Source organism: Variovorax beijingensis (assembly GCF_007828835.1).
Classification (GTDB): domain Bacteria; phylum Pseudomonadota; class Gammaproteobacteria; order Burkholderiales; family Burkholderiaceae_C; genus Variovorax; species Variovorax beijingensis_A.
The window spans coordinates 129,338-142,805 of the sequence record NZ_VIVL01000007.1; the positions used below are offsets into that span (position 1 = coordinate 129,338).

A 13,468-nucleotide genomic window follows, 5' to 3' on the forward strand; every position below is an offset into this window, starting at 1 on the left:
GGCCGCTCAGGCGGCCTTCGCGATCGGAATCGTTTCGCTGGCCATGCCGCGGTAGACCTCCGCCTCGCCGTGCCTGGCCAGCAGCTGCATCAGGTGCTTGCGGATCAGCATGCCGGGCCGGTCCGACTCCATCGAATACTCCACGCCGCGCCGGCGTGTGTCGACCAAGGCATCGGGGTCGGTCGATTCGAGGATGTCCTTGTCCTCGCGCGTGACCGCCTCGTCGAAGTCGATCAGCATCTGTGCGGTGCAGTCGGCCTCGGTGTCGTTGCGGAACAGCCATTGGCACAGCTGCATGCGGCCGTCGTCGATGGGCGTGAAGCAGTTGATGATGATGTGTCGCACGCCGCTCGGGTATTCGATGTCGAGCCGGCGCGAGAACGGCAGGAAGTAGGCGTTGCGCATGTGGCGCGTGGTGATCGGCTCGGTCACGCCGCTGATGGCGTGGAACTTCGCCGGGTTGACCGCCTCGATCACCGTCTCGGCATAGAAGCCTGAATCGTTCTCGACCAGTTCGTACTTGCTCGGCTTCGGGCTCGCGGCCACGCCGAAGGTGGCGCGGTGCACGAAGCTGAAATGCGAGTTGTCGAACGAATTCTCGAGCGCGCGCATCGGGCTGGTCTGCCACTCTTCGTAGAACTGGAAGATGGTGCGGTAGCCCGGGTCGCCAAACTCCGGGATGGCGGGAATGTCGGCGATGGGCTCTTCCAGCGCCACCCATGCGTAGCCGTAGCGCGCGGTGCAGCGGTAGGCGGTGGTGCGGTACTCCGGCGAGATCTTGCGGTCGGCCTCGTACTGCGGAATGCGGATCACCTGGCCGCTGCGGTCGTAGGTCCAGCCGTGATAGCCGCACTGGATCGCGCCCTGCCCGCAGGCCTGGCCTTCGGCATCAACGCACCAGCCTTTCGACAGCTTCGCGGTGCGGTGGCAGCAGCGGTCGCGCAATGCGGCAGGCTGGCCGCCGGCATCGAGGAAGAGAACGATGTCTTCGCCCAGCAGCCTGAAGGGCCTCGGGCCGCTGGCCAGCTCAGTGAGCGGCATGACGGCATGCCAGAACTTGCGGAAGACGGGTTGTCGGGTGACGAGCATGCGTGGACTCCTTCTGTTGTTGCGCGTGGGTACGAACGAACCTGAAAGAGCAATTTCCTGCCGCGAGGGCTGAACGCTTCTACTCTGCGCCACCTGCCATGCAAATTGCGCGCCTGCATTGTGGCGCAGGTCGGCCGCGCCTCCAAGCACGCGGCCCGCCCTGGCATGGCTCGTGCATCGGCTCCCGCAAGAGTAGAAGCGTTCAGCAGCGCACGCACCACCGTTGTGCGCCCGCCCGGAAATTGCTCTTGAAGTGCCTTCCGCCGTGTGCGGAGGGATTCAAGACCCGAGGATTCCGAGGCCCCACATGCAACGTCGATTCTTTCTTGCGGCCAGCGCCGCCACCCTTGCCGCTCCCGCCGTCTTCGCCCAGGGCGGCGGCAAGCCGACCCCGCTCAAGTTCACGCTCGACTTCCGCATCAACGGCCAGACCGCACCCTTCTTCCTTGCGCACAGCAAGGGCTACTACAGGGACGAAGGCCTCGACGTGAGCATCGACACCGGCGCCGGCTCGGTCGCCTCCATCACGCGCATCGCGAGCGGCGTCTACCAGATGGGCCTGGGCGACATCAGCTCGCTGGTCGAGTTCAATGCACAGAACCCCGGCACCCCGATGGTGCAGGCCGTGTACCAGTACTACAACCGCGCGCCCTTCGTGATCATCGGCCGCAAGGACCGCGGCGTCACGGCCGAGTTCAAGAGCCTCGCGGGCAAGAAGGTGGCCGCCGCGGCCGTCGAATCGACCCGCCGCGCGTGGCCGATGGTGGCGCGCAAGCAGGGCATGCGCAGCGACGCCTTCCAGTGGCAGACCACCGACTTCAGCGCGCGCGACAACGTGATGGTGCGCGGCGACGTCGACGCCGCCACCTACTTTCATGATTCCGCCATTTCGCTCTTCGCGCGCATGAAGCAGGAAGAACTGTCGGTGCTCAAATATGCGGACGCGGGCGTCAACCTGTATGGCAACGCCATCCTCGCGAGCAGCAACATGATCGCGCAGAACCCCAGGGTGGTTGCGGCCTTCCTGCGCGCCACCAACCGCGCCATCGTCGAGACCTTTGCCAATCCCGCGCCCAGCATCGCGGCCATGCGCCAGCGCGAACCCATCCTGGACGAAAGGATGGAGCTTGAACGCTGGAGTGTCACGGCGCAATATGTGGGTGCCGCGGACACGCGCAGCCATGGCCTGGGTGACATCAGGAAGCTCACGCTCGAGCAGCAGGTCGACGAGGTCGCCGACGTATTCGGCCTCAAGGTCAAGCCCTCGTCCGACGCCATCTTCAACACCTCGATGCTGCCATCGCGCAGCGAACGCATGATTCCCAACAAGGCATGAACTTCAGCAACAGCAACTCCACACTCCCCGAAGAAGCCACGCTCGACGAACGCGACGGACGCTACCTGCGCAAGGCCATCGTCTGGTCGCATGCGGCGCGCCGCCGCGGCAACCGGCCCTTCGGCTCGGTCATCGTCTCGGCCGCCGGCGAAGTGCTCGCCGAAGCCGGCAACAGCAACACCGAGACCGGCGACTGCACCGCGCATGCGGAGGTGAACGCGCTGCGCGCACTCGCGGGGCGCGGCCTCACGCGCGAAGAGCTCGCCGGCGCCACCATCTACGCGTCGGGCGAGCCCTGCGTGATGTGCGCGGGCGCCATCTTCTGGTCGAACATCGGCCGCGTGGTGTTCGGCATCGACGCCGAGCGGCTGCGCGTGTTCCGCGGCGAACGGCAGGACCAGCGTGATGCGGAGCTGTCGTGCCGCGACGTGTTCCGCGCCTCGCCGCATCCGATCGAATGCATCGGACCCGCGCTGCTCGACGAGGCCAGTGCTGCACACGACGGCGCCTGGGCCAGCTAGCCGCTCGGGGCGGGGCGAATAGACTCGTTGGATGTCCTGGCACGCCCATCTTCATCTCGACTACCGACAGGAAGCCGCCCGCAGCGTCGCGCGCTTTCGCCATGACGGGCCGCTGCGCATCCTGCAGAGCCTCTATCCCGAGGGCGATGCGATCTGCCACAACGTGCTGGTGCATCCGCCGGGCGGACTGGTGGGCGGCGACACGCTGGACATCGACATCGAGGCAGCCGGCGCAAGCCATGGGCTCATCACCACGCCCGGCGCCTCGCGCTTCTACCGCTCCGAAGGCGAACTCGCGCTGCAGCGCACGCGCATCCGGCTTGCCAAGGGCGCGCGGCTCGAGTGGCTGCCGCTGGAGGCCATCTGCTACAGCGGCTGCCGCGCAGAGAACCGGCTCACCATCGAGGCCGAGCCCGGCGCCGAGATGATCGGCTGGGACGTGACGGCCCTCGGCTTGCCGAATGCCAATCAGCCATTCGAACGCGGCACCTACCTGCAGCACATCGAAGTGCCGGGCGTCTGGCTGGAGCGCGGGCGCATCGACGCGGCGGACCAGCGGCTGCTGCAGAGCCCGCTGGGCTTCGGCGGGCATCGCTGCATCGCGTCGCTGTTCTTCGTGTCGGGCTCGCCGGCCGCGCGGGCGCGGCGCGAGGCACTGCTTGCGCTCGCACGCACCGCCATCGATGCGCACGGGCTGCAGCAGAGCGCCGGCGCAACCAGCCCGCATGCGGAGATCGTCGTGCTGCGCGTACTGGCGCCCGTGGTGGAGCCCGCGATGCAGCTGCTGCGGCAGGTGTGGCAGGCATGGCGCGCGGAGCTGTGGCAGTTGCCGGCGAGCTCGCCGCGCATCTGGGCGACCTAGCGTTTCAGGCCGGCATGTCAGTGCGCGGCAGCCGCAGGTGCTTCTTCAGGGTTTCGAACACCTGCCGCGTGACCGGGTTCACCACGTGGCTGCGCACGTACAGGTAGTAGGCCAGGTCGGGCAGGCGCGGCATGCCGTCGCCCGCGCCCAGCACGCGCAGGCCGGCGTCGAGCTGCTCCACGCCGCGCGCCGTCACGCCGAGGCCGGCGCGCAGCGCGGCCTTGATGCCGATCAGGCTCGACGAGGTGTAGCGCGGCGTCCAGGCCACGCCCGCAGCATCGAGCGCCTCGTGGCCGATGCGGCGAAAGATGCTCGGGCCGTCGGCCATGATCAGCGGCACCGGCTTGGCCGGGTCGTGCACGTAGCTCGCGGCGCACAGCCACACGGTGGGCGAGTTGCGCAGCACCACGCCCTCGAACTGCGATTGCGCATCGGCGCGGTTGGAGATGATCATGTCGACCTCGCCGCTCTTGAGCGAAGTCATGAGGTAGGGGCTGCGGCCGATGTGGATGTCCAGCTGCAGCAGCGGCGAGGTGCGCGCCACCTCGGTCAGCAGCAGCGGCAGCATGGTCTCGGCCACGTCGTGCGGCGCGCCGATGCGCAGGTTGCCTTCGAGCTCGCCCTGCCGCAGGCTGCGCAGTGCCTCGTCGTTGAGCGCGAGCAGGTGGTGCGCATAGGTCAGGAGCCGCTCGCCATGCTCGGTAAGGCGCTTCTGCCGGCCCTGCTTGGCAAACAGCGCGTGGCCCGCCTGCTCTTCGAGCCGCTGCATCTGCTGCGTGACGGCCGACTGCGTACGGCCCAGGTGCACGGCCGCCGCCGCAAAGCTGTGGTGGCTGACGACGGCCGCGAAGGAGCGCAGCAGTTCGAGATCGAGCGTGGACATACATTAATTTTATTGATGTATTTCTTGCGCGAGATGGATTGTCGTGTCACGCCCCGGTCACTACAGTGAATGCAACCACGACAAGCATCCCCACTGGAGAATCTGCATGAGCACCCTGTCCGACCAACGCCGCGAGGCGGTTGCCGCGTCCATCGCCCGGATGAAGAAAGCCATTGGCGGCGCTGAACCAACCCGAGAAAAGCTCGATGCGGTGCTCGAAGCGCTGCAAGGGCTGGCCGCGCGCACCGACTACTGGGGCGCCGCCGACTTTCCGGCGCCCGAGGCCGGCGAGCACCAGGCCCGCTACCTGATTGCCGAAGACCCGGACCAGAGCTACGCGCTCTACCTCAACGTGATGCGGCCGGGCAAGAAGATCGTGCCGCACAACCACACCACCTGGGCCTGCATTGCCGCGGTGGAAGGCACCGAGCACAACCGCGTGTACGAGCGGCGCGACGACGGCTCGGTGCCGGGCGTCGGCAAGCTCGAGGAAACCGCGCTGGTCGTGGTCGCGCCCGGCCAGGGCATTGCGCTGATGCCCGAGGACATCCACTCGGTCGAGATCCAGGGCGACCAGGTCATCCGGCACCTGCACATGTACGGCCGGGCGCTCGAGACGCTGAACCAGCGCACCGCGTACGACCTGGAAGCCGGCACGTACCAGACGATGGGCATCGGCGTGCAGACGCGCCGCTAGACCCCTCTTTCAACCTCGTCTTCGTTCATGCGGACCGTGCGGCGCGCGGCCCCGCAGGACCGCGTTCGTTCCAACGGCTTGCTTCCCATGACCTCCTTCATCGATCCGAAGACCCTCAAATCCTGGCTGCACGACGGCGGCGAGATCGCGCTGCTCGACGTGCGCGAGCACGGCCAGTACGGCGAGGCGCACCTGTTCTACGGCATCCCCCTGCCCTTCAGCCGGCTCGAACTCGATGCACCGCGCCTCGTGCCGCGCCGCAGCGTGCGGGTGGTGGCATACGACGGCGGCGAAGGCGAGGTGGCCGAGCGCGCCGCCCGGCGGCTCGCGGTGCTGGGCTACACCGGCGTGCACGTTCTGCAGGGCGGCACCCGCGCCTGGAAGGCCGCGGGCCATGCGCTCTTCGCGGGCGTCAACCTGCCTTCGAAGACCTTTGGCGAACTGGCCGAAGAGGCCTACCACACGCCCCGCGTGAGCGCCGACCAGCTGGCCGAGATGCTCGCGCGCAAGGAGAAGGTGGTGGTGCTCGACGGCCGGCCGGTGAGCGAGTTCCACAAGATGAACATCCCCACGGCCACCTGCTGCCCCAACGGCGAGCTCGCCTACCGCGTGCGCCGGCTGGTGCCCGACACCACCACGCCCATCGTCGTCAATTGCGCGGGCCGCACGCGCAGCATCATCGGCGCGCAGACGCTCATCAACCTGGGCCTGCCCAACCCCGTCTACGCGCTGGAGAACGGCACGCAGGGCTGGTACCTGAACGACCACGCGCTGGAGCACGGCAGCACGCGGCGCTATGCGGACGACAGCGGAAACACCGACCTGCGGCCGGCCGCCAAGGCGCTGGCCGAGCGCTTCGGCGTGCCCACGGTCACGGCGCAGACCGTGCTGCAGTGGGCCGGCGACGCCAGCCGCAGCCTGTTTCTCTGCGACGTGCGCACGCCCGAGGAATTCGCGGCCGGCACGCTGCCCGGTGCGCAGCACACGCCGGGCGGGCAGCTGATGCAGGCCGGCGACCAGTACTTCGGCGTGCGCGGCGCGCGGCTCGTGCTGTTCGACAACGATGGCGTGCGCGCACCCACCGTGGCGCACTGGCTGCGGCAGATGGGCCACGAGGCGAGCGTGCTCGAAGGCGGGCTTGCGAGCGGGCTGTCGCTGGCGCCCGCCGCCGTGCCGCCCGCGCCCGCGCTGGCGACGATCGACGCGCAGGCGCTGGCCGCCCGCCTTGCGCAAGGCGACGTGGCGCTGGTCGACCTGCGCCCGAGCATGCAGTTCCGCGCCGGTCACATTCCGCAGGCGCGCTGGTCGATACGCCCGCGCCTGGCCAACGACCTGAAGTCCGAAACGCGCCAGCTCGTGCTGGTGGCCGACGACGATGCGCTCGCCGCCTGGGCTGCGGCGTCCGAGCTGGCCGGCCGCTCGCCCGCGCCGCTGCGGCTCGAGGGCGGCATGGCCGCATGGCGCGCCGCGGGCCTGCCGGTGGAAGCCACGCCCGCCCTGCCCGCCGACGCGGACTGCATCGACTACCTGTTCTTCGTGCACGACCGCCACGACGGCAACAAGGAAGCGGCGCGCCGCTACCTGGCCTGGGAGACCGGCCTGGTCGCGCAGCTCGACGCGCAGGAGCGCTCGGCATTCCGGCTGCCGGCCGCTTCCGCCGCGCGGCACGCCTAGCTCCCCCGGTTTCGCCTTCTCCGTTCGTCGTTGTCAGTTCCTATTCCAGGAGTCCCGTCATGTCGTCTGTCTTTTGCATTCCGAGCCTTGCCCGTCTTTCGGTCGCTGCCGCATGGCTCGCGGCCATGGCCCTGCAGCCTGCCGCGGCCCAGCCGCTGCCCGCGCGCAACGGCTTTCCGTCGCAGCCCGTGAAGTTCGTCTCGCCCTTTCCTCCGGGCGGCGGCAACGACGCCACGGCCCGGCTGGTGACCACGCGGCTGCCGGAAATCATGGGCCAGGCCGCAGTAGTGGACAACCGCGGCGGCGCGGGCGGCAACATCGGCGCCAAGTCGGTGGCCGAGGCCAAGCCCGACGGCTACACGGTGCTGACCTCGCAGGTATCGATCATGGCGGTGAACCCCTCGCTCTACTCGGCGCCCGGCTTCGACCCGATCAAGAACTTCATGCCGATCACGCAGATCAACGCGGCGCCGCTCGCGCTGGTGGTGGAGGCCCATTCGCCCTACAAGACCTTCGCCGACCTGGCCGCGCGTGCCAAGGCCAGCCCCGGCAAGGTGACCTATGCCACGCCGGGCAACGGCACGCTCTCGCACCTGGTCGGCGTGGTGCTGCAGAAGGACAGCGGCGTGGACATGACGCACGTGCCCTACAAGGGCGCCGGCCCCGCGCTCACCGACCTGCTCGGCGGGCAGGTCGACGTGCTCGTGACCTCGACCTCCTCGGTCGCGGGCATGGTGCAGAACGGTAAGCTGCGCGTGCTGGCCGTTACCAGCCCGCGCCGCATCGGCGTGTTCGCCAAGGTGCCCACGCTCGAGGAACTGGGCTATGCCAATGCCCGCTTCGAGGACTGGTACGGCTTCTTCGCGCCAGCCGGCACGCCGCCCGAGCGCGTGGCCTACCTGAACGAAGCCATCGTGCGCACGCTGCGCCTGCCCGAAGTGACCAAGCTCGTGAACGACGGCGGCAGCGAGGTGGTCGCCAACACGCCCGAAGCCTTCGCCGCGCAGCTGCGGCAGGACATCGACCGCTGGTCGCGCATCGTCAAGCTGTCGGGCGCAAAGGCGGATTGACGCACCATAGAGGCCCGTGCCCGCTGGAACACACCATGTCCGATTCGCCCAAAGACACCGCAGGCCAGTCCCTCGACACCCGGCTCGCCCACGCCGGCAAGGCTCCGGCCTACTTCGGCGGCTCGCCGGTCAACACACCGCTGGTGCGCGCGAGCACCGTGCTGTTCGACAGCGTGGCCGCGATGCGCGAGACGCGCGCGCGCCGCGGCGAAGAGCGCGCCTTCAGCTACGGCGCGCGCGGCACGCCCACCACCTTCGCGCTCGAAGATGCGGTGAGCGAGCTCGAAGGCGCCCACCGCACGCGCCTCTTTCCCACCGGCCTTGCCGCCATCGGCATGGTGCTGCTGTCGTATCTGAAGCCCGGCGACCACGTGCTGATGTCGGACAGCGTGTACGAGCCGGCGCGCAAGCTCGTGCATTCCTTCCTCGACCCCTACGGCATCCGCTGCAGCTTCTTTGCCGCGGACGGCAGCGGCATCGAGGAACTGTTCGAGCCGAACACGAAGCTCGTGTATGCCGAATGCCCCGGTTCGCTGGTCTACGAGATGTGCGACCTGCCGAAGCTGGCCGAACTGGCGCATGCGCGCGGCGCGCTGGTTGCCGCGGACAACACCTGGGGCTCGGGCGTTCAATACCGGCCGCTCGCACTGGGCGCCGACATCTCGCTGATGGCCGCCACCAAGTACCTCTCGGGCCACTCCGACGTGATGATGGGCACCGTCGCCACCACGCGCGAAGCCTGGCAGCCGCTCAACGAGCGCTGCGACGCCTTCGGCATGACGGTGAGTCCCGACGATGCCTGGCTGGTGCTGCGTGGCATGCGCACGCTGTCCGCGCGGCTGCAGATGCACGAGCGGCATGCGATGGAGGTGGCGCACTGGCTGCAGGCGCGGCCCGAGGTGGCGGCCGTGTTCTGCCCCGCGCTGCCGCAGCATCCGGGCCACGTGCTCTGGCAGCGCGACTGCCGCGGCACCAACGGGCTCGTCTCGTTCGAGCTGCAGCCGGGCATCGGCAACGCCGCGGTCGAGCGCTTCGTCGATGCGCTGTCGCTGTTCGGCCGGGGCTCGTCCTGGGGCGGCTATGAAAGCCTGGTGGCCTGGGCCGACATGCGCGCGGCCCGCAGCGTGACCGACTGGAGCGCGCGCGGCGCGGTCATCCGGCTGCACGTGGGGCTCGAGGCGCCTTCGGACCTGCTGCGCGATCTCGAAGGCGGCTTCGCGGTCCTGGGTGCCGGCTGAAGGCAGCTGCGCTGCGGCTCAGGCCGCGACCGGCTCGGGAAGAATGGCCGTCAGCGCGAAGTCGACCAGATGGAGCCAGGTCGCTTCGAGCCCCATGATGCTGTGGTGGTCGGAGCCGGGCACGGTCTGCACGCTGATGGGCGTGGGCCAGGCGGCGATGAGCTTCTGCGAGCGCTCGGGCAGCACCACGTCGTCGCGCTCGGCCAGCAGCACCTGGGTCTTCGCGGCCACTTCCTTGCAGTGCGTGAGCGAGTCGAAGCGGTGGCGCAGCAGGAGTGCCAGCGGAACCAGCGGAAAGCGCCTCTTGGCCACTTCGAGCATCGAGTCGTAGGGCGTGACCAGCTGCAGGCTCGAGAAGTCCTGCTGCGCCACCAGCTGGATGGCCACGCCCGTGCCGAGGCTGCGGCCGACCACGTGCAGGCGCGCCTGCGGAAAGGCCTTGCGCAGGTGGTTCGCAAACTGGATCGCATCGGCCACGGAGGCGATCTCCGAGGGATGCCCTTCGGAGTCGGCCACGCCGCGGTAGTTGACGGCCGCAAATCCGAAGCCCTCCGGCAGCCAGTGCAGCGCCTGCGCGGTGGCGCGAACGTCCTCGCCCCGGCCGGCAAAATAGATGAACAGGTCCTGCAGCGCGTCTTCGCCCTGCGGGTGATAGACATAGCCGCGCACCATGCCGCCCGGCACGGTGTGGGAGTAGGTGGAGAAATCGTCGGACAGGTGGACGACCGGCAGTTTCCGGACGTTGAAGAGGATGTGCCCCTGCCGCGCGGCCAGCAGGGTCCAGTACGCCGCAATGCCGCCAATGGCGGCGGCCGAGGCCGAGAGCGCGATGCGAAAGGCTTTGGAAGATGACAAGGTGTGCTCCCGCCTACTTCCTGCAGTCGCCGCCGACGGACACCGTGCCGTCCTTGCACTCCGTCAGTATCTCTTCGTCGGCCGGGCCCGCGCCCGGGCGCGCCGGGGCCGCGCCTGCTGCGGGTGCGCCTTCGCGCTGGTAGACGATCTTCTTGCTGCCGAGATCGCAGCTGCCCACCACCTGTCCGGCCGCTTCTGCATTGGCATCGACGGTGACGACGGTAAAGCGCGTCACGCCGGCCGCGGCAATCTTCGCTTCGATCTGGGTGCGCAGGGCTTCGCAGTTTTCGGCGCCGTGGGCGGCGCCCGCGAGGGCAAGCGCCATGGGAATCAACCAGGGTTTCATGATGAATCGGCCTCGCAGCGGAGGGTATGGCAAACGAAGAGTCTAGCCCTTCATTTTCCAGCGACGCATCCTCGCGCACCATGCGGTAACCAGGCGTCACCGCCCGCACAGCGCATTCGCAGGCTCAGCCGCAGGCGTTCCTGCCGGCCGGGGATTGGCGCAGCCTGTTGAGGAACGCGAGCTGGACCCTGGCCGTCTCGCTGCCCTGCGCGGCGGCGCGCAGCATCCACTCGCGGGCCTCGCAGCGGTCGGCCTCGACTGCGGAGCCATAGAGCGTCGGCCCCGCCAGCAGCACCATGCCCAGCATCTCCTGCGCCTCGGCGTGGTCCTCGGCCGCCGCTTGCCGAAGCTGTTCGAGCATCGAGCGGTAGTCGCGTGCAGCCTGCGCTTCCAGTGCCAGCTGGAAGCGCTGCTCGGCATGCAGCACGACGCCCGCATCGGGCGGCTGCGCCGCGGAAAGCGCCGCCGCGAGGCACAGGGCGCCCGACAGCCCGATGCGCCAGCGCAGCGACCAGCTTGCGATTTGATTCGATTCGGATGCCATCGGCGTTCTCCACCATTCAGTTGCGTGGAGGCCATCGTGGCAGCAGGCGCTTGCAAAAAGAAACTGGATTTCGCGCAGCCAGGCTCAGCCGGGGCCTGAGCCCTTGCGAGTCGTCCTCTTCAGAACTTCGCGGTCAGCGCCACCTGCAGCTCGCGTCCCGGCCCCGGCATGATCAGGTTGTCGACGCTGCCGTGCGCGGACACGTAGTACTTCCGGCCAGTGATGTTCTTCAGGTTGACCGAGAGCTCGTAGCGCTCGGTCCTGTAGCTCGCGGCCAGGTCGGCCGTGACGTACGAAGGCAGCGTCACCAGGTTGCTGAGCGAGGCATAGCGCGCGGCCACGTAGTTCACGCCGCCGCCCGCGCTCAGGCCATGGCCCAGGTCCTTCATGAGCCACACGAAGGCCGAGTGCCGCGGCGTGAGCGGCGCCACCTTGCCCTGCACCGGCATCGCGGCGCCGACGGGCAGCTGCAGCGAACTCACGGTGGCCAGCGACTTGACCATGCGGCCGTCCAGGTAGGCGTAGCCCGCGCTGACGTCCCAGCGCCCCGGCAGCTTGCCGGCCAGCGCCAGCTCCATGCCGTTGGTGCGCTGCGTGCCCACGTTGATCTGCCGTGCCGGATTGGACGGATCGGTGTTCTTGATGCCCGAGCGCTCCAGGTTGAAGACCGCGGCCGTGAAGTTGAGCGCGCCGTCCAGGAAGTCGAGCTTGGCGCCGATCTCCTTGTTGACGGTGATCTCGGGATCGTTGGCCGCGTTGTTGGCCGACAGCGCGAAGGTCTCGGCCGAAGGCTGGAACGAGCGGCTGTACGAGACGTAGTAGGACTGCGAGTCGCTCGGCTGCCAGACCAGGCCCGCGCGCGGGCTGAACTTGCGGTCGGTGCGCGAGAAGGGGGCCAGCGTGCGCTCGAAGGAAGTCTCCTGGCGGAAGTCGTCGTAGCGTCCGCCGACGAGCGCCTTCCACTGCGGCGCCAGCGTGATCTGGTCCTGCGCATAGAGCGCAGCCGTCTTGAAGGCGGTGTTGCTCGGAATCGCGCTGCTGGCCAGGTAGCTGGCGAGCGGAATGGGCGGCGGCGCGGAGACCGGGTTCAGGATGCTCACGCGCTCGAAGCCGGTGGCCGAGGACACCGTGTACGCGCGCTTGTCCTGCTTGCCCAGCTCGGCGCCGATCAGCCATTCCTGCTTGAAGCCGCCGAGCTCGTTGCGCCATGTCAGGTCGGTCTGGTTGAACCAGCCGCTCTCGTCGCGGTCGACGAAGCCGCGGGTGCGGCCCACGGTCATGCGCACCGGGTCGGTGGTGCCGCTGGGCAGGGTGTTGAAGCGGTCGAGCTTGTAGCTGTAATAGCGCGTGGTGTTGCGCAGGCTCAGCGTGTCGCTGAAGCGGTGGTTCAGCGTGGCGGTGAAGGACTGCACGCGCGTGGTGGTGGTGTCGTCGCGCTTCGCGAAGGCCGAGCCGTAGTAGGTGCCGATCGGCACGTTCACCGGGCGGCCGTTGAGCGCCGGAATGCCGAAGTCGGTCAGCCGCTGGTCGTAGGCATTGGTGTACTGCAGCAGCAGATCGGTCTGCGGGCTGAATTTCATGGCCAGCGAGGGCGCGATGCTGTAGCGGTCGATGAACTGCTGGTCGCGATAGCTGCCCGACTTTTCGCGCGCCACGTTGAGGCGAAAGGCCATGTTCTCGCCGATAGGGCGGTTGAGATCGGCCGTGAGCCGCTTGAAGTCGTGGGTGCCCAGGCCCAGCGACACTTCGCCGAAGGGACGTTCGAAGATCGGCTTCTTCGTCACGCGGTTGATCAGCCCGCCCGACGAGCCGCGGCCGTACAGCACGGCGGCCGGGCCCTTGAGCACCTCGATGCGCTCCGTGTCCGACAAGTCGCGGAAGTACAGCGCGTCGTCGCGCACGCCGTCCACGAACCAGTCGGCGATGGCCGTGAAGCCGCGGATCACCACCTGGTCGCGCTGGCCGTCGCCGGCATTGAAGGAAACGCCGGGCGCATTGCGCAGCGCGTCCTGCATGGAGGTTGCGCCCTGGTCGCGCAGCAGCTGCGCAGGCAGCACGTTGACCGCCTGGGGAATGTCGCGCAGCGGCGCGCTGCCCTTGGTGGCCGTGCTGCCCACCGACGGGGCATAGCCGGGCTCCTGCTCGGAGGTGACGATGATCTCCTGCAGCGTGCTGGCCGGCGTCTGGGCCTGGGCCGCGCAATGCAGCGCGGCAAGGGTGGCAAGGAAGAGCGGCGTGCGGCGAAGGCGGCGATGCACGGCAGGCGGGCGAGCGGACATGGAGAATTTCCCTCAGGGCGATTTTTTGGAATCGCGAAGCGCCATGCCGCCTCTCCCATCGATCGATGGGGAAA

Annotated in this window: 13 protein-coding genes; 7 read left to right on the plus strand and 6 right to left on the minus strand. The window is 68.6% G+C overall.

From position 1 onward, the window contains the following. Window positions 1-6: 6 nt before the first annotated feature. Complete coding sequence (locus tag FB547_RS20540; RefSeq protein ID WP_145745446.1) at window positions 7-1,089, minus strand: Rieske 2Fe-2S domain-containing protein; 1,083 nt, start codon at window positions 1,087-1,089, stop codon at window positions 7-9. Between the two features lie 307 nt (window positions 1,090-1,396). Here FB547_RS20540 and FB547_RS20545 point away from each other — a divergent pair, with 307 nt between their 5' ends. From FB547_RS20545 to FB547_RS20555, 3 genes are read left to right on the plus strand one after another with little or no spacing between them, the layout of a single operon-like run. Then, window positions 1,397-2,425, plus strand: coding sequence for an ABC transporter substrate-binding protein (locus FB547_RS20545; protein ID WP_145745448.1), 1,029 nt, complete (start codon window positions 1,397-1,399; stop codon window positions 2,423-2,425). Further along, complete coding sequence (locus FB547_RS20550; RefSeq protein ID WP_145745450.1) at window positions 2,422-2,946, plus strand: nucleoside deaminase; 525 nt, start codon at window positions 2,422-2,424, stop codon at window positions 2,944-2,946. The genes FB547_RS20545 and FB547_RS20550 overlap by 4 nt, the downstream gene beginning before the upstream one ends. A gap of 31 nt (window positions 2,947-2,977) precedes the next feature. After that, a complete protein-coding gene (locus FB547_RS20555) occupies window positions 2,978-3,808 on the plus strand; it encodes an urease accessory protein UreD (protein WP_145745451.1) in 831 nt (276 codons plus the stop codon). 4 nt (window positions 3,809-3,812) lie between these two features. Here FB547_RS20555 and FB547_RS20560 read toward each other — a convergent pair whose 3' ends face one another. Beyond that, window positions 3,813-4,691, minus strand: coding sequence for a LysR substrate-binding domain-containing protein (locus FB547_RS20560; protein WP_145745453.1), 879 nt, complete (start codon window positions 4,689-4,691; stop codon window positions 3,813-3,815). Between the two features lie 106 nt (window positions 4,692-4,797). Between FB547_RS20560 and FB547_RS20565 the strand changes: the two genes are divergently transcribed. From FB547_RS20565 to metC, 4 genes are all read left to right on the plus strand, one after another. Then, window positions 4,798-5,388: a mercaptosuccinate dioxygenase gene (locus FB547_RS20565; RefSeq protein WP_145745454.1), complete on the plus strand. Its 591-nt coding sequence runs from the start codon at window positions 4,798-4,800 to the stop codon at window positions 5,386-5,388. An 87-nt stretch (window positions 5,389-5,475) separates the two neighbouring features. Then, complete coding sequence (locus FB547_RS20570; RefSeq protein ID WP_145745456.1) at window positions 5,476-7,062, plus strand: rhodanese-like domain-containing protein; 1,587 nt, start codon at window positions 5,476-5,478, stop codon at window positions 7,060-7,062. Window positions 7,063-7,121: 59 nt separating this feature from the next. Next, on the plus strand, window positions 7,122-8,132 hold the full coding sequence (locus tag FB547_RS20575; RefSeq protein ID WP_145745457.1) for a Bug family tripartite tricarboxylate transporter substrate binding protein: 1,011 nt from the start codon (window positions 7,122-7,124) through the stop codon (window positions 8,130-8,132). 35 nt (window positions 8,133-8,167) lie between these two features. Beyond that, window positions 8,168-9,370 carry a cystathionine beta-lyase gene (metC, locus tag FB547_RS20580; protein WP_145745459.1) on the plus strand — a complete coding sequence of 401 codons (1,203 nt, stop codon included), beginning with the start codon at window positions 8,168-8,170 and terminating at the stop codon, window positions 9,368-9,370. 18 nt (window positions 9,371-9,388) lie between these two features. Here the strand turns inward: metC and FB547_RS20585 are convergent, their stop codons facing one another. The 4 genes from FB547_RS20585 to FB547_RS20600 form a co-directional block, all read right to left on the minus strand. Further along, complete coding sequence (locus tag FB547_RS20585; RefSeq protein WP_145745461.1) at window positions 9,389-10,225, minus strand: alpha/beta hydrolase; 837 nt, start codon at window positions 10,223-10,225, stop codon at window positions 9,389-9,391. Window positions 10,226-10,238: 13 nt separating this feature from the next. Continuing rightward, window positions 10,239-10,571 (minus strand): DUF1161 domain-containing protein, encoded by a 333-nt coding sequence (locus tag FB547_RS20590; RefSeq protein ID WP_145745463.1) that lies wholly within the window; start codon window positions 10,569-10,571, stop codon window positions 10,239-10,241. A 124-nt stretch (window positions 10,572-10,695) separates the two neighbouring features. Beyond that, the gene (locus FB547_RS20595; RefSeq protein WP_145745465.1) at window positions 10,696-11,115 is read right to left on the minus strand and encodes a sel1 repeat family protein; all 420 of its coding nucleotides are present in this window, start codon (window positions 11,113-11,115) and stop codon (window positions 10,696-10,698) included. Window positions 11,116-11,234: 119 nt separating this feature from the next. Further along, window positions 11,235-13,394, minus strand: a complete 2,160-nt coding sequence (locus FB547_RS20600; protein WP_145745466.1) for a TonB-dependent receptor — start codon at window positions 13,392-13,394, stop codon at window positions 11,235-11,237. Between the last annotated feature and the right edge of the window lie 74 nt (window positions 13,395-13,468).